The organism is Bacillus stratosphericus (genome assembly GCF_020524495.1).
GTDB lineage: Bacteria > Bacillota > Bacilli > Bacillales > Bacillaceae > Bacillus > Bacillus stratosphericus_B.
Genome location: NZ_JAIVLB010000034.1, coordinates 1 through 14,787 on the forward strand (window position 1 = coordinate 1; position 14,787 = coordinate 14,787).

At 39.1% G+C, this 14,787-nt stretch carries 19 protein-coding genes and 1 pseudogene; 7 read left to right on the top strand and 13 right to left on the bottom strand.

What is annotated here, in order from left to right; all coding sequences use genetic code 11:
• Nucleotides 1–144: 144 nt before the first annotated feature.
• Nucleotides 145–627, bottom strand: coding sequence for a CcdC family protein (locus LC033_RS12935; RefSeq protein ID WP_226569074.1), 483 nt, complete (start codon nt 625–627; stop codon nt 145–147).
• Nucleotides 628–721: 94 nt separating this feature from the next.
• Nucleotides 722–1,429, bottom strand: a complete 708-nt coding sequence (locus LC033_RS12940; RefSeq protein ID WP_226569076.1) for a cytochrome c biogenesis protein CcdA — start codon at nt 1,427–1,429, stop codon at nt 722–724.
• 208 nt (nt 1,430–1,637) lie between these two features.
• Between LC033_RS12940 and LC033_RS12945 the strand changes: the two genes are divergently transcribed.
• On the top strand, nt 1,638–1,811 hold the full coding sequence (locus tag LC033_RS12945; RefSeq protein ID WP_376776454.1) for an aspartyl-phosphate phosphatase Spo0E family protein: 174 nt from the start codon (nt 1,638–1,640) through the stop codon (nt 1,809–1,811).
• A gap of 270 nt (nt 1,812–2,081) precedes the next feature.
• Here LC033_RS12945 and LC033_RS12950 read toward each other — a convergent pair whose 3' ends face one another.
• From LC033_RS12950 to yneA, 6 genes are all read right to left on the bottom strand, one after another.
• Nucleotides 2,082–2,300, bottom strand: coding sequence for a YneF family protein (locus LC033_RS12950; RefSeq protein WP_003212379.1), 219 nt, complete (start codon nt 2,298–2,300; stop codon nt 2,082–2,084).
• A gap of 84 nt (nt 2,301–2,384) precedes the next feature.
• Nucleotides 2,385–2,831, bottom strand: a complete 447-nt coding sequence (gene sirA, locus LC033_RS12955; protein WP_226569131.1) for a sporulation inhibitor of replication protein SirA — start codon at nt 2,829–2,831, stop codon at nt 2,385–2,387.
• A gap of 206 nt (nt 2,832–3,037) precedes the next feature.
• Nucleotides 3,038–5,041: a transketolase gene (tkt, locus tag LC033_RS12960; protein WP_226569081.1), complete on the bottom strand. Its 2,004-nt coding sequence runs from the start codon at nt 5,039–5,041 to the stop codon at nt 3,038–3,040.
• 187 nt (nt 5,042–5,228) lie between these two features.
• Nucleotides 5,229–5,453 (bottom strand): DUF896 domain-containing protein, encoded by a 225-nt coding sequence (locus tag LC033_RS12965; RefSeq protein WP_226569083.1) that lies wholly within the window; start codon nt 5,451–5,453, stop codon nt 5,229–5,231.
• A gap of 69 nt (nt 5,454–5,522) precedes the next feature.
• A complete protein-coding gene (locus tag LC033_RS12970; RefSeq protein WP_226569085.1) occupies nt 5,523–6,170 on the bottom strand; it encodes a YneB family resolvase-like protein in 648 nt (215 codons plus the stop codon).
• A 17-nt stretch (nt 6,171–6,187) separates the two neighbouring features.
• Nucleotides 6,188–6,499, bottom strand: coding sequence for a cell division suppressor protein YneA (gene yneA, locus LC033_RS12975; protein ID WP_226569087.1), 312 nt, complete (start codon nt 6,497–6,499; stop codon nt 6,188–6,190).
• Nucleotides 6,500–6,658: 159 nt separating this feature from the next.
• On the opposite strand from yneA, the gene lexA reads away from it, so the two are divergent.
• Nucleotides 6,659–7,279, top strand: a complete 621-nt coding sequence (gene lexA / locus LC033_RS12980; RefSeq protein ID WP_226569090.1) for a transcriptional repressor LexA — start codon at nt 6,659–6,661, stop codon at nt 7,277–7,279.
• Between the two features lie 45 nt (nt 7,280–7,324).
• On the opposite strand, the gene LC033_RS12985 is transcribed toward lexA, so the two are convergent.
• The gene (locus tag LC033_RS12985; protein ID WP_226569092.1) at nt 7,325–7,774 is read right to left on the bottom strand and encodes a hypothetical protein; all 450 of its coding nucleotides are present in this window, start codon (nt 7,772–7,774) and stop codon (nt 7,325–7,327) included.
• Between the two features lie 291 nt (nt 7,775–8,065).
• On the opposite strand from LC033_RS12985, the gene LC033_RS12990 reads away from it, so the two are divergent.
• Together LC033_RS12990 and LC033_RS17615 are read left to right on the top strand one after the other, a co-directional pair.
• The gene (locus LC033_RS12990) at nt 8,066–8,608 is read left to right on the top strand and encodes a DL-endopeptidase inhibitor IseA (RefSeq protein WP_226569094.1); all 543 of its coding nucleotides are present in this window, start codon (nt 8,066–8,068) and stop codon (nt 8,606–8,608) included.
• Between the two features lie 111 nt (nt 8,609–8,719).
• Entirely contained in the window at nt 8,720–9,052 is a 333-nt protein-coding gene (locus LC033_RS17615) for a hypothetical protein (RefSeq protein WP_226569096.1), read from the top strand.
• A 57-nt stretch (nt 9,053–9,109) separates the two neighbouring features.
• Here LC033_RS17615 and LC033_RS13000 read toward each other — a convergent pair whose 3' ends face one another.
• Both LC033_RS13000 and LC033_RS13005 read right to left on the bottom strand, forming a co-directional pair.
• Nucleotides 9,110–9,985, bottom strand: a complete 876-nt coding sequence (locus LC033_RS13000; RefSeq protein ID WP_226569098.1) for a hypothetical protein — start codon at nt 9,983–9,985, stop codon at nt 9,110–9,112.
• A 274-nt stretch (nt 9,986–10,259) separates the two neighbouring features.
• Nucleotides 10,260–10,388: pseudogene (locus LC033_RS13005) on the bottom strand (HTH domain-containing protein); the annotation flags it as partial.
• A 118-nt stretch (nt 10,389–10,506) separates the two neighbouring features.
• Here LC033_RS13005 and LC033_RS13010 point away from each other — a divergent pair.
• Entirely contained in the window at nt 10,507–11,031 is a 525-nt protein-coding gene (locus LC033_RS13010) for a CcdC protein domain-containing protein (RefSeq protein ID WP_226569100.1), read from the top strand.
• A gap of 33 nt (nt 11,032–11,064) precedes the next feature.
• On the opposite strand, the gene czrA is transcribed toward LC033_RS13010, so the two are convergent.
• A complete protein-coding gene (gene czrA / locus LC033_RS13015) occupies nt 11,065–11,394 on the bottom strand; it encodes a Zn(II)-responsive metalloregulatory transcriptional repressor CzrA (RefSeq protein ID WP_007500691.1) in 330 nt (109 codons plus the stop codon).
• A 187-nt stretch (nt 11,395–11,581) separates the two neighbouring features.
• On the opposite strand from czrA, the gene LC033_RS13020 reads away from it, so the two are divergent.
• Nucleotides 11,582–12,907: an APC family permease gene (locus tag LC033_RS13020; protein ID WP_226569102.1), complete on the top strand. Its 1,326-nt coding sequence runs from the start codon at nt 11,582–11,584 to the stop codon at nt 12,905–12,907.
• Nucleotides 12,908–13,002: 95 nt separating this feature from the next.
• Nucleotides 13,003–13,665, top strand: a complete 663-nt coding sequence (locus LC033_RS13025) for a lysozyme family protein (RefSeq protein WP_226569104.1) — start codon at nt 13,003–13,005, stop codon at nt 13,663–13,665.
• A 202-nt stretch (nt 13,666–13,867) separates the two neighbouring features.
• Here LC033_RS13025 and prpB read toward each other — a convergent pair whose 3' ends face one another.
• A complete protein-coding gene (gene prpB, locus LC033_RS13030; protein WP_226569106.1) occupies nt 13,868–14,782 on the bottom strand; it encodes a methylisocitrate lyase in 915 nt (304 codons plus the stop codon).
• Nucleotides 14,783–14,787 lie beyond the last annotated feature (5 nt).

A 14,787-nucleotide genomic window follows, 5' to 3' on the forward strand; every position in this document is an offset into this window, starting at 1 on the left:
CACTACTTCTAATTGATTTCTTCTCTCTTCTTCACGTTTCGATAACATGTTCATCCCCCGCAGAATTGTGTTATTACCCTTATTATACAAAAAAGCTTGTAGACTTTGTCTACAAGCTGTAACCTCCTTTTTAAAAAAGGAGGTTTAATTCATGTGAACCTGCTGCGGGTCTAATTGCTTAGACAACTTTCTAAACGACAAATACATAGCGACCCGCCAAGGCACGATCATACCAAAGGCTAGGATCCAAAACATCCCGCTTAACGCGCCATAATCAATGGAAGAACTCAGTATAGTCTTCATTCCAATACGAAGGACAAGAAGCCCAATGAGAATAAACACAAATGCTTTTGACCGCTTTAAGTAAATTTCATTTCCTCTAATTTCAAATTTCGATGTTTTAATCAAAAAAATCGAGAAAAACATCCCTACTGTGATCGCCTCAAGAAATTCAGCTCCAGTTACCTGAAACATTGGAACAAAAAACATCAGTGCACCAGTGCTCATGAAAATTGGAGGTAAAATAATTTTTTTCGCAGTTGCAGGTTTTGCAGATGATTTAATGCGAATAAACATGACGGCTACCGCCATACATACCGCAACTATAGAAGAGATTACGATCATCATATCAAATCATTCCTTTATTATTTAAGGTCAGCCTATGTATAATATACTCCAATTGGCGAAAAAAAACCATTCGCCGCGACTGTAGAAAACGATTTTAAAAGCCTGTAAATCCACCAAATAATGATGAGAACATAATGATAATCCATGTAAGAAGATCAAAGAACAGCAAAATCCCTACCACAATCATAATGGTCCCGCCAATTCTCATGATGAGCTGCTGACGATTTCTAATCCACGCCATTTTTGTGATGAAAAAGGAAAGAACAAAAAACGGAATAGCAAAACCTAATACATACGCAATCATATACGTCACAGCGGACTCGGGGTTGTTACCCGCAAGTGTGATAACTGCGGATAAAATCGGGCCGGTACAAGGAGTCCATCCAGCAGCAAAGCCCATTCCGATGAGAATCGATCCAAAAAAACCAGCAGGACGATTTTTGAACTGCATCCTCTTTTCTCCCATCAGAAAAGAAGGCTGAAATATACCAAGAATCATAAAACCAAAAAAAATAATGAGAATGGCGCCAATTTGACGAATCGCTTGATGATATTCAATAAAAAACAAACCAACGAACGATGTCCCAAAGCCAATCGCAATAAATATAATAGAGAACCCAACTAAAAAGAATAATGTATGAAGCAGACTTCTTCTTCTCAGCATCACCTTCTCAGATTTCACTTCATCTATACTAACGCCTGTAATATAAGATAAAAAGGCTGGATAAAGCGGCAGACAGCACGGTGAGATAAAAGAAAGAAATCCTGCTCCAAAAGCTAAAAAGTAATTCAAATCTGACAAAAGAACACCCCCTTCTTACAATATACAATAAGAGATGACAAAATCATTTCATTTTTTTTACATCCTCTCAATAAAGATGGTCTATTCTCTTAAAACCTTATATAATTTAATTTGACATCAAGATAACGAATCCTTTAAATTTGAAAATAAACCTTAAAATGGATATAATAGAACCGATTCTTTTTATCAAGATTTGCATGAAAGGAACATGACTTTGGTAAAAACATCATTATTAACTCAAATCGAAGAAAAAAGAGAAGAGCTGATGAAAATTGTCTTGCATAATGGGATGACTTCAACAGTGACTATCGAACATAGCCAGCAGCTAGATCATCTCCTCTTACAATATCAACGACACTTACACTCAAACTCAGCCAACTAATCATAGCTCATGATATAAACCAGGCCACATGATTTTTAAAAAGTTGATATGTGTGACAATAAACGAAACAAAAACCTCTGATCACAGGAATTTTTTTGTTTTTTGTCTTTCAGATGATGCTTGACGCAATAATAAAAACCACCTTCCCTGCTTCATTCATGCAAGTACAGTGGTTTTAAGCGTCTGATGAAGGTGACTTCAATAAAGAAAAGACATAGCTTGTCCATTCTTTATGACCATGTTCCATCTATGATCATAATATCGTACGTATTATTTCGCTTGGTTGTTCATGGCTTTCATCATTTGATTGATTTTCTTTTGGGACGGTTTCATGCCCATTTGCATCATCATCATTCGAAGCATTTGTTCATTAATTGGTGGATTCTTTTTCAAGTAGCTCATCATATACTTACGAGCAATAAAGAATCCGAGTGCAACTCCTGCAAGCAGTGCAACAACGCCTACAAGGATGACAACCCATAAATCCATAATTCTTCCTCCTTCATGTTGTCTCGTATAAAGTGTACTAAACAAAAGGCTATTATACAACATTTCACGTTCAATTTTATTTTTTTAAACAAAATTCCTCACTTTTACCGGATTGATCCACCCGTACTTTTTTGATCCAAAGTCCATGGCCAGGAAACAAGGACTAATTTTTCTCAGCACTTCAAAAAACACCGCTTCCGCCTCATAACTACCTGTGGCAGACATTTGAATATAACGGTCTTTGATAATGAATGCAGCAGTTCCTTTTCCACCTGGTAACGAAGCGCTGTAAATCGAGCCTATTTGTGTATAGTGAATATTGGTTAAATTGTTCATTAAACGCTGGTGCATATGAAAAGCAGGAATTCGCTTCGTTACGTAATCCACTTGCTTAACAAGCATGACTAACTCGTCATCACTGCGGTTCGTCCAGTGTAACGATTCAAACAAATGAAACAAAATAGATTCTCTACCAAAATAATGATGAGCAAATTCATCCTCAATCCAATAAATATAATAATGGCGTTCCAGTTCCATGTCTATCCCTTCCTTTCACATTTCGTCAAACTCGTTTATTGCTTGTATTATACAAAAATGTGAAAGAAAGAATTGTCTATATATGAAGCAAGAAGAAACTAGTTTTGTCAAAAAAACAAGAAAAAAAGAAAAAGGTTTGCAGAGCGTATGGAAATGCTCTGCAAACCGATTGCAAAAAAGCATGATGCTTAGAGATCGAATTATTTATTAAGCTTCGCTTTCACACGGCTAACCACGTTGCTGACAGTAAATCCGTATTTCTCTATGATGGTTTCACCTGGTGCAGAAGCACCAAATTTATCAATCGCAATCACGTCACCGTCAAGACCAGTGTATCGCTCCCAGCCAAGTGATGCACCCATTTCAATCGCAATACGTGCTCTCACTGCTTTAGGAAGGACTGACTCTTTGTATTCGTCTGATTGCTCTTCGAAGCGATCCCATGCAGGAAGACTCACAACAGAGACGCGGATGCCTTCTTTTTCAAGTGCCTTTTGCGCTTCAATCGCTAATCCTACTTCAGATCCTGAAGCGAGTAAAAGTGCTTCTGGCTTTGCATCAGCTGCTTCAACGACTACGTATCCACCCTTTTCTACTCCCTCATATGCCTTATCTGGTGCTTGGTCAATCGTTGGAAGGTTTTGACGAGTGAGTACTAGCACTGTCGGTTTATCTGTTGACGATACAGCAAGCTTCCACGCTGCAGCTGTTTCGTTTCCATCTGCTGGACGAATGACAGAAAGGTTAGGCATCGCACGTAATGAAGCAAGATGTTCAACCGGCTCATGCGTTGGCCCATCTTCTCCCACCGCAATACTATCATGAGTAAAGACATAAGTGACTGGAAGTCCCATTAATGCTGCAAGACGAATAGCAGGTCTTAGGTAATCTGAGAAAACAAAGAACGTTCCGCCGAATACACGGAGACCGCCGTGAAGTGCCATACCGTTTAATGCAGCACCCATTGCGAATTCTCTAACACCAAACCAAATGTTTTTGCCAGCATAATTCTCTCTGCCAAAGTCATCTGTATGCTTAATCGTTGTTTTATTTGATCCAGCAAGGTCAGCAGACCCACCAATAAAGAAAGGGACTTGCTTGGCAATGCCATTTAATACTTCTCCAGAAGAAGCGCGAGAGGCAAGGCTTGATCCTGCTTCATAAACCGGAACCTCTTGATCCCAATTCTCTGGAAGGTTTCCTTCAATCGCAATCTTCAGCTGAGCTGCTAGCTCTGGATATTCTTTTTCATATTGCTCAAACAGCTCATTCCACGCTGCTTCTTTTTTCTGACCAGCGTCTTTTACTGCTGTTTTGAAATGATCGTACACTTCAGAAGGTACATGGAAATCCTCTTCAAACGTCCAAGAATAGGCTTCCTTCGTCAGCTTTGCTTCCTCGCTGCCAAGCGGTGCACCATGCACACCAGACGTTCCAGCACGGTTTGGCGATCCAAAACCGATGGTCGTTTTCACTTCGATGAGTGTAGGTTTGTCCGTGCTTTTTTTGGCTTTTTCAATCGCAGCAGTCACTTCTTCGATGTTGTTGCCGTCTTTTACGTAAAGAACTTCCCAATTCATGGCTTCAAAACGATTTTTCACATTTTCAGAGAATGAATGATCTAGATCGCCATCTAAAGAAATGTCGTTTGAATCATAAAGAACAATTAAACGGCCTAAGCCTAAATGACCAGCAAGTGACGCAGCTTCAGAGGAAATTCCCTCCATTAAGTCTCCATCTCCGCAAATGCTGTATGTATAGTGATCCACAACGTTAAAGTTGTCTTTATTATATGTTCCTGCAAGATATCTTTCTGCAAGTGCCATTCCTACAGCCATGGCAATCCCTTGTCCTAATGGACCTGTTGTGGCATCTACACCTTCTGTATGTCCAAATTCTGGGTGTCCAGGTGTTTTGCTTCCCCATTGGCGGAATTGTTTTAGATCTTCGATGCTAAGGTTGTATCCGCTTAAATGAAGCATGCTGTATAAAAGCATAGAACCATGTCCCGCTGATAAAACAAAACGGTCTCTGTTAAACCAATTTGGGTTTTGCGGACTTACGTTTAAGTGATTCGTCCATAAAGCATAAGCCATTGGTGCAGCACCCATTGGCATTCCAGGGTGACCGGAATTCGCTTTTTCAATTGCATCTATGGAGAGAGTTCGTATTGTTGCTATAGATTTCAATTCAATCGTTTCCATATAAATCCCCTTCCGTATCTTGTGTACACCATTATCATAAATCTACTGTCCTTTTTTCACAACTATTTCACGCTGAAAAAGAAGGATTTTGTCTCATTTAGTTTATCGATCACCAAAAAACTTATGCAAATATGAAAAGAGATGAGAATATTCTTCCCATCTTTTCAAAAATTAAGAAATCATGACCTTAATGAAGATTCTGGTCTCTTTTTAATTTTTCTGGTGTGACATCGTTTCCTTCAGGATCGACGATTTTCACGGTTTTGAGTGTATTTTTCATAGAAGAACGAAAAGCTTTTAAATATTCTTCTCTTAAATGCTTCTGTTCTGTTTTTTCTGCGTCCGATAAACCGTTCTCTTTTGACTTTTTTGAAAGCTCATTTATTCTTGCAAGCTGTTCTTTAGAAATCATGACAAACTCCTTTAAAACATTTTCTCTACATACTACTAAATATCATTCACTTTTACAACAAATCACACTTTAAGAAGAAAGACCTTTTTCGTATTCCTGATACCTTCTATGTACTGTTGCCTTTGAGATGTCAAAGCCAAGTGCCTGAAGCGTCTCTGCAATTTCGGCGAACGTCATGTTGTTTTTTCTTAAGCGAACAATTTCTGAAATCGGTACTTCAATACGCTCACGACCAGGCGCCTGATCCTGGTGTTTTAAATTCAGCTCAGGCTGATACCCGCGCTCAACAGCTTTTTTCATTCCCCGCTTTATTTTCAGGTTATGAATTTTTCGTTGATACTCTTCTACAATTCCTACAATTTCAATGACCATTTCATCAGCTTCTGAAAGCTCAAGCTCTCCTCTATGAAAAACGCTATACACTTTTACTTTCTCTTTAAAAAGACAATGAAGAAGCCCAATTTTTGCTTGCCCTCTTCCAAGGCGTGTCTCATCTTGAATAAGAACAGCATCTATTGACTCTTCTTTCATCGTAGCAAGCATCTCAAAAACACCATCACGATCTAGTTCGTATCCACTTGCTTTCTCTTTCACGACTTTGACCACATTCATCTTGTACAAAGCAGCTAAAGCTCGAAGTTCTTCTTCTTGTCTTTTCAGTGAGGTTTCCTGCTCTTCTTTGACAGTACTCACTCTCGCATAAATTATTGCGTTCATGTTTTTAATCAACCTTTCTACTGGACTGTTGCAAGTTGATATACGACTGGATGCTCTTTTTTGACAGGTATCACAAGGATGTCTCCAGGCTGGATTTCAGTTGAAGCAAGATCATTGTGTTCGGTTACCCAGTCAATAAACGCATTTTTATCGATTGATTTGCTATCGTTTACTTGATCAGCTAACCCCCAAAGAGTATCACCTGATTGAACCTCTATTTTAACATATTGATTTGGATTATTATGGCTTGTGGCTGCAATAAGTGAAAGGAATATGCCAACGATGAATGAGAATAGTGCAATAAAAATAATCGATTCTTTTAACCTCATAATATCATTTCTCCTAATAGAATATACGTTCGCTCTTCCTGTCACTTATTATAAATGCGAACAGATGTTTCTGTCAAAACCTTTTTTCGAACCTATGTTTGTACTGTTAGGAAAAACATGCTATAATTTCTTTAAAATTGACGTTTTGAGGTGCAAAAGATGACGAAGCTATCAAAAAGACAACTCGATATCCTGAAATTCATCAAAGAAGAAGTAAAAAGCAAGGGTTATCCCCCATCCGTTCGTGAAATTGGTGAAGCTGTCGGTCTAGCATCTAGTTCAACCGTCCATGGACATTTAGCTAGACTAGAAACAAAGGGCTTAATCAGAAGAGACCCGACGAAGCCTAGAGCCATCGAAGTACTAGATGAAGAGGAAATGAATATTTCAAAGAATGCTGTAATGAATGTTCCAGTCATCGGAAAAGTCACAGCGGGTTTACCTATCACGGCTGTTGAGAATGTAGAAGAATACTTCCCTCTTCCAGAAACTTTTGCAGCGCCAGATGAACAAGTATTTATGCTTGAAATTATGGGAGAAAGTATGATTGATGCAGGAATATTGGACAAGGACTATGTCATTGTGCGTCAGCAAAGCACCGCCAACAATGGGGATATTGTGGTCGCTATGACAGAGGAAGATGAAGCAACAGTGAAACGTTTTTATAAAGAAGATACGCACTTTAGATTACAGCCAGAGAACCCATCAATGGAATCGATTATTTTACAGAATGTAAGTATACTAGGTAAAGTAATTGGTGTATTTAGAAATATTCATTAAAAAAAGCCGGTATTTCATCAACTGCTGATGAGAACCGGCTTTTTTTTATGAGCAAGAATAAGCAAGAATACTTGAGCTTGGGAAGGAACCAAATGTAAAATACGGCCATATAAAGCCCGTTGTACGGCCAAAAGGCTGTGATGAAATTACATACATTAGAAATACTTGACCGTTTCTAAGGAACACAATGGTCCATCGTCTATTACACCCGGCTGCAAATTGAACAGTTTGTTGACCTCCACTGACACTTTGCCCTGAAATAAGTGGCAGCATACTTTGAGGCTGAGAGACTGCTTGCTGATACTGGGATATAATATGCTGCGGCGGAGCGGGCGGGGCTGATTGTGCGCCTGAACCTTGCCTTGGCCCAGTCGCTCCCCCTCCCATTGGTAAGCCAGGAAATCCTCCAACCTGAGGAATAGGAAGCGACGGCAAGCTTTGTACCTGCCTATCGTATGAGTACCCATTCCACATACCTTCATATGGATAATACATACTAAACACCACTTTCTTAGACATTCATCACGACAGTATATTCAATAATTAAAAAAGAGTGTTGAGTCTTCAAATAGAAATTTTTCAAAAGACGTTTTGTTCTCCTATAGAACGGTTAAATAATAATGAGGAAAAAAAATAAAAAATGAAAACTTTTTGTCTCCCTCAAACGTTATATAGACAGAAAGAAAAGAAATAAAAAACATTTAGATTTAACTCTTGTAATCCTGCTGTAATTATTGTAACATTTGTAACATAAGAAGTTTTCATTTAGAAAAGGAGGCAATTGCCTTGAAAAAATTATTTGTTTTATTAACTACTATTATGCTTATGATCTCTTTACAAACAACGACACTGGCCGCTTCCAAAAAATCCTCCACTTTGACAAATAAAGAAGCGTTACATATTGCCCTTGATGCAAGAGAACACTTTTGGAGTGCTATGTCAGGCTACAAAATTAATGAACATTCAGATTACAAATTAAAATCATTTACTTATAAAGACATGACTTACAACTATCTTTCAAAAACATTTGATACAAAGAAAAAACTAAACAGCTACCTATCTCAAGTTTTCACAAAAGATGCGATCACTCATGGTTTAAAAGACTATCAATTCATTGTTCATAAAGGCAAAATGGCTGTACCAGTTGGTGACGGAGACAACATGCTCAATTGGGAAAAAGCATCACCTAAACTCGTCTCTAAGAAAAATACAATATACACATATGAGTTCACAGTCCCAACGCTTGATGGACGCAAAGTAAAACGAACTGTAACTTATGAGAAAGTACAAAAGAATTGGAAAGTAACTAAAATTGACGCTGTGATCTAATTAAAAAACCAAGCCTGTGGGGACTGACTCCATAAAGTGAGACAAATAAAAACACCTTTAAGTTGAACATCGGGTATAGCATACCTGAAACCAATTTGGAGGTGTTTTTGTATGAAAAAAAGAGTTAGTTACCCCATCAACATAAAAGGTAGAGGCCATTCGAATGGAGTTAGAAGGCTGCATACTTCATATGCTTATCAAAAGGTCACTGCGATTGCTGATGGAAGTAAATATGTAGACATTCCTTTATTTTCCGCAAATAACTCAATCATCTTTTTAGGTCCTATGCCACTCAGTACAGCAATTGGAGGTGCAAGCATGAGCCATGCTGTCCAAAATAAGGTGTGTTTCCACTCATTTAATTTTGAAATGCGCTCTCTCCACCAACTTTATGATCATCCTAAAAGTCCAACTAAGGCAAATGGCAGCATCCAACTAATTTGACTCTCCAAAGGATTTATCTGTTGTCTGTCCTACCGCTCTTTTAATTTCGGATGCAGCTTATCGTCTTTTACTTGATGATGAGCGACCGTGTCTACCTCCCCTTTTTCGTTTGATGGAAAACACATCTACACAATCTTTTAAATTAATCATACCCGCAATCGACAAGAACAAAAATGCACTCATCACAAGCGGCTCATGCAGGGTCGTTTCTGGGGATAGAATCCCTATACAAAGCATGATGAGAAAAAAAATACTTTGAAAAGCAAATACATATTTCTTTGGAAGCTTAGGAATGAGCCATGATACGCCTAAAAGCGCATAAAACAATCGAAATCCGGTGCTATGATCAAAAGCAGAAGGTGAAAAAGGAATGATCGCTTGACATAGCCAGACGATAGCAAACAACAAACAAATTCCGTAATGGGCAAGTGTTCTCTCAAGCAGCAAACGGGGATGCGTGCCCTTTTCAAGCCACGTCTTTAATGCGCCAAAACTAAAGGCAGTCATAAAACCCATCATTGGCCGAAAAAAGAACCGGTCTCCCCATTTCCACCCTTTTCCTTCCTTTGTTTCATAATCAAATTGCGACTGAAACACAATGTGATCATTCGTTTTCATGTATTTCCAATACCCTCTGCCTTCTTTAATGAAGGACAAAGGATGTGACGATGTAAATTTGAGTGAGGATGCTCTTTCATTACGCTCATCCATCACGCTCGTTCGATACGCTCCTGTCCCTGTCACGCTGATGCCGAATCCAAGATGTTTCTCATACAAAAAGGATTGGGGTTGTTCATCTCTAGGTCCATTTAATGAAATGGTCGAAAATCGCAAATCCCATTGTTCATGAAGCTTTGGATTTTGCGTATACTCCCATACTTTTTCTATAGGTGCATGAATGGTTGTTTCCACATAAACAGGCTTTCTTTTCATCTGCCTCTACTCCTCAATGTGAATTATTTCACATAATAAGCATACCATGTTTCACAAAACTGTCAAATCTTTATTGGTTTTTTGTCAAAAATGTTATGATATGTTTCCACCTCCTTCATAATATCGGTTCGATACATAAAAAAGACCTGTCAATGAGACAGATCTTCTTGCTGCTTAATGCCTGCGATATAAATACGGACCGCATAGCTCACACTATCTTCAAGCTGTTCTTTCCGTTGAAATCCCTTTTTGTTTGGAATATCTCCAAAGTCGTATTGATGGTATCAATATCACGATAAATGGTTCTCACGCTCACTCCATGAAGTTCAGCGAGGTCTTTGGCTTGTACTTGCTTCTTACTGATGAGGAGCATCACAATGGACAAAATGCGATCAATTTTCATGACTTTTCCTTTTTTTCATAAATGTAGGTTTTGATTTGATAAAAAAAGAAAGAATGGTAAAGATAAGTAACAGCAAGCATTCGTTTACATCCCTGCTCGTGCAGGAGGAGGTTGCATCATGACACATAACATGTGGCAGTTGTTCATGATCGGGATCATCATTTTGACATGGATCATCATTCGAATGAATCGAATGAGACGCTATCAGCTTGTGCGCCCGGTAAATCTTTTCATGAGAATGTATGTATTTGGTTTCACTGCCCTTATTCTCTTATCAGAAGGATGGCAAAATCACAGTATTTTTATCTATGCCACAATTGGCATGATCTTCGGAAGCAGTCTAGCCATTCACGCCTATGAGACGATCTGTATGAAAGTAGAAAATGGCCGGCTTTATGTCAAAACGAGTAAATGGATTGAGAGCTTCATTTTATGTTTGTTTTTATCTAGGCTTGCATTTAAATTGGTCGAGCTGACCAAACATGCGATCACAAAAATTGATATCGTTGAATTGTATCAGCATATTGTAAGTGATGATGCCCTGACCATGCTCAGCTTTTTCCTGCTAGATGCTTACTATATTGTTTACTCTTATCAAATGATGAAAGCTAGTAAAAGGTCAACTCATGTGCATCATGCATAAAACCTTCCTATATGAAAGTAGGAAGGTTTTTTATCAATCATGCTGTGCATGGTGAATCATTTGTTCAAGCACTTCCATCACATGTTGATCTTCAGGGCTGTAAAAAATCGAGGTCCCTGCTCGTCTAGATTTCACGAGACGAAGGTTTTTTAAAAAGCGGAGCTGATGAGAAACAGTTGATTGCATAAGGTTCAGTGTTTCCGCTATATCATTCACCGAATGTTCACCTTGAGACAGCAGGTGCAGAATACGAATACGCGTCGGATCAGATAAGGCTTTAAAGGTTTGTGAGACAAGAAATAGACTTTCTTCGTCCAGCTCCATCCGTTCCTGTTCTTGATTTGTATTCAGTTCTTCCTTCATTTCACTTCACCTTTCTTGTCAGTCACACCACGACTTATTCTATGTATCATCATATACCAAAACGTTCGGCATGCAAAGCTTACAAACCTTTAGAAAAAAGATTTATTCAAATAGCATTGACACGTGGTAGCATTCTTTTTAAAATGAGCATTATTTATTCATTTTTTTAGAGGAGCTGATAGGCAAATTGACTGAAGAGCCAAGACTAAAACGCAGCCTGACTGTCTTTCCACTTGTTGTGATCGGGCTTGCTTATATGGACCCACTTGTCGTATTTGATTCATACGGCATTGTTGCTCAGCTGACGAAAGGACACGTAGCTGCAGCTTATATATTTACTTTACTTGCATTACTATTGACAGCGCTTAGCTATGGGAATATGGTGAAGGCTTTTCCAAAAGCAGGATCTGCATATACATACGCACAAAAAAGTATTCATCCTCACGTCGGCTTCCTTGTAGGCTGGACACTTTTGCTGGATTATTTATTTTTGCCTATGGTGAATTTTGCAATCGGAAGTGCTTATTTAACCGCAGCCTTTCCTGATGTACCTCATTACATTTGGATCATCATACTTGCTATCGCCATAACGACTGTCAATGTAATCGGTATTCGGCTCACAGCCAACATTACGGCGCTATTTGTCACCTTTCAGGTCATTGTCGCTGTCACATTTGTTGGGTTTATTATTTATGGACTCACACAAAACGCAGGCACCGGAGAATTATTGTCAGTCCGTCCGTTTTATTCGGCGAGCTTAGATCCGGCTCTTATTTTTTCAGGAGCGACCATTTTATGTTTTTCTTTTCTAGGATTTGATGCAATTTCAACAATGTCTGAGGAAACCATCAAGCCCAAAAAGACGATCCCTCTTGCGATTTTCTTAACGGTCGCCATTGGAGGTGTGCTTTTTACCCTTACTTCTTATTTCTTGCAGCAGGTGTTTCCAAATTTTCAGCAGTTCAAGCATCCCGATGCGGCCTCCCTTGAAATTGCGGAATTTGTGGGTGGCGCATTTCTCCACTCATTCTTTTTAGCTGGCACCATGGTCGCTGTGATCTCTTCCTCGTTATCGTCACACGCGAGTGCAGCAAGACTGTTATATGCGATGGGGAAAGACAAATCTTTACCGAAACGTTTTTTCGGTTATGTTCATCCGACATTAAAAACCCCTGTTTTTAATATTTTATTAATTGGTGTGTTCTCTTTATCCGCGGTCATCGGGGAGCTTGAGGTCATTTATTCGTTTATCAGCTTCGGCGCATTGATTGGATTCACTTTTGTGAACTTATCTGTTTTTGCGTACTATTTCGTGAAACAAAAACAAAGAGGTGTACTGAATACATTGAGATATGCAGTGATCCCTCTTTGCGGCACGGCCTTTTGTATTTGGCTTTTAACAAGCATCAGTACAAATGCATTAATTATTGGATTGGTCTGGCTCATTATCGGTTTTCTTTATTTTTGCTACAGGCTGAAAACAAGACCTGAATTTACGTTTGGGTATGACTGATAATAGGTTTTCACTTGGTATCCGATGCAGGATGTGTCATAATAATAAGGCTGTACTTCCCTTTTAAAAGCGGGGCAAAACAGGGGGAACTGACCTTGAAAAAGAGAAAAAAAGGATGTTTTGCCATTTCAGGCTGTTTCACGATTTTTCTGTTTGTTTTCGTATTAGCAGCCATTGTCATTTCCTTTAATCAAAAGGAGTTAAAAAAGCTGCCCATTGATACGGAATCAATTGTTTTGTCGAGACTGGATGATTACAAACCGCTGGTAGAAACAGAGTTAAGAGATCAAGATTTAGATCAATATACCGCGTTAATCCTCGGTATGATGTATCAAGAATCAAAAGGCAGAGGTGGAGATCCTATGCAATCCTCTGAATCTCTTGGTTTGAAACGAAACGAAATCAATGACCCTCAGAAAAGCATTAGACAAGGAGTCCATCATTTTTCGACCATGTACAAGCATGGAAAGAAAAAAGGCGTTGATTTGGAAACCATTATTCAAAGCTATAACATGGGAATCGGCTATATTGATTTTGTTGCAAAAAACGGGGGAAAACATTCCGAGAAATTGGCAAAGCAATACTCTAATAAGCAAGTGAAACAAAACCCAAAAGTCTATACGTGCGGGGGCAACAAAGATAACTTCCGCTATCCGTATTGCTACGGTGATTTCACTTATGCTGAAAAAGTAAAAGAAAAAACGAAAACAGTTGAAGAAAAGATGAAATTGGCTTCATCATTCACACCATCACAGTAAAAAAAGCACTTCCATTTGAAAGTGCTTCAGATTGTTGAGAAAGAGCTAAAGTGATTTTTGTTTTTAGCTCTTTCTTTTCACGTTTTTGAAACCCTAGAGGTATAGCAAAGACGAGTACCGGAGCAGAGAGCAGGATTGACAACGAATGCCAGGTTTGTCGACACGCTGAGCACCTGCCGTTTGGGAGGTGCTTTTTCATTTATTAATGTTCCTTACCGATTTCTGGAAGAATCGTTTTTGCTAAAAGCTTATCCATTTCCTCATATTCATCATAATGAATCGTGTCGTACAGCTCTTTTCTCGTTTGCATGTCCTTCAGCATTCCCTGTTGCGTTCCCTTTTCAATGATTTCTGTAAATAAACGCTCATACGCTTTTGCAGCAACTCTGAGTGATGACACAGGGTAAATGACCATTTGAAAGCCAAAAACGGAAAATTCATCTTTATGATAATAAGGCGTCTTTCCAAACTCCGTCATGTTTGCTAGCAGCGCCCCTTTTATATAGTTTGAAGCATGCATGAAGTCTTCTGCTGTGATGAGCGCCTCAGGAAAAATGGCATCAGCTCCTGCTTCTATATACAAATTGGAACGATGAATGACATCCTCCATTCCATTTACGGACTTTGCATCGGTTCTAGCAATGACTAGAAGCGATGGTGTCGCTTGTTTGATGGCTTTGATTTTCGCGATCATCTCTTCTACAGGAACTAGTGACTTCCCGTTTAAATGCCCACATTTTTTCGGCATTTGCTGGTCTTCAATTTGAACAGCCGCTACCTTACTCTCAACCATTTCTTTTGCCGCCCTTGCTGCATTTAATACACCGCCATAGCCAGTGTCCATATCCACCAAAAGAGGTAACTGAGAAGCTCGAACGATTTCCTTTGCTTTTTCAGCCATTTCCGTTGAATGGATCATGCCGAGGTCAGGAAGTCCTTTGCTGGCACAAAAAGCAGCACCTGATAAATAAAGCCCTTGAAAGCCCATTTTTTTTGCATAGAGCGCAGACATTCCATCGTGAACGCCTGGGATTTGAAATAAAGCGGATTTGTTCATTTGCTCTTTAAAGGCTGCGGCTAATTCAGCTTGACTCGTTTCATCATTCACGATCCACACGCTAG

What these genes read in the sequence shown, in the direction of transcription:
- LC033_RS12935 (WP_226569074.1), bottom strand. Translation starts at nt 627, where the DNA reads ATGATGATCGTAATCTCTTCTATAGTTGCGGTATGTATGGCGGTAGCC.
- LC033_RS12945 (WP_376776454.1), top strand. Translation starts at nt 1,638, where the DNA reads ATGACTTTGGTAAAAACATCATTATTAACTCAAATCGAAGAAAAAAGA.
- LC033_RS12950 (WP_003212379.1), bottom strand. Translation starts at nt 2,300, where the DNA reads ATGGATTTATGGGTTGTCATCCTTGTAGGCGTTGTTGCACTGCTTGCA.
- tkt (WP_226569081.1), bottom strand. Translation starts at nt 5,041, where the DNA reads ATGGAAACGATTGAATTGAAATCTATAGCAACAATACGAACTCTCTCC.
- LC033_RS12965 (WP_226569083.1), bottom strand. Translation starts at nt 5,453, where the DNA reads ATGATTTCTAAAGAACAGCTTGCAAGAATAAATGAGCTTTCAAAAAAG.
- LC033_RS12970 (WP_226569085.1), bottom strand. Translation starts at nt 6,170, where the DNA reads ATGAACGCAATAATTTATGCGAGAGTGAGTACTGTCAAAGAAGAGCAG.
- yneA (WP_226569087.1), bottom strand. Translation starts at nt 6,499, where the DNA reads ATGAGGTTAAAAGAATCGATTATTTTTATTGCACTATTCTCATTCATC.
- lexA (WP_226569090.1), top strand. Translation starts at nt 6,659, where the DNA reads ATGACGAAGCTATCAAAAAGACAACTCGATATCCTGAAATTCATCAAA.
- LC033_RS12985 (WP_226569092.1), bottom strand. Translation starts at nt 7,774, where the DNA reads ATGTATTATCCATATGAAGGTATGTGGAATGGGTACTCATACGATAGG.
- LC033_RS17615 (WP_226569096.1), top strand. Translation starts at nt 8,720, where the DNA reads ATGAAAAAAAGAGTTAGTTACCCCATCAACATAAAAGGTAGAGGCCAT.
- LC033_RS13000 (WP_226569098.1), bottom strand. Translation starts at nt 9,985, where the DNA reads ATGAAAAGAAAGCCTGTTTATGTGGAAACAACCATTCATGCACCTATA.
- LC033_RS13010 (WP_226569100.1), top strand. Translation starts at nt 10,507, where the DNA reads ATGACACATAACATGTGGCAGTTGTTCATGATCGGGATCATCATTTTG.
- czrA (WP_007500691.1), bottom strand. Translation starts at nt 11,394, where the DNA reads ATGAAGGAAGAACTGAATACAAATCAAGAACAGGAACGGATGGAGCTG.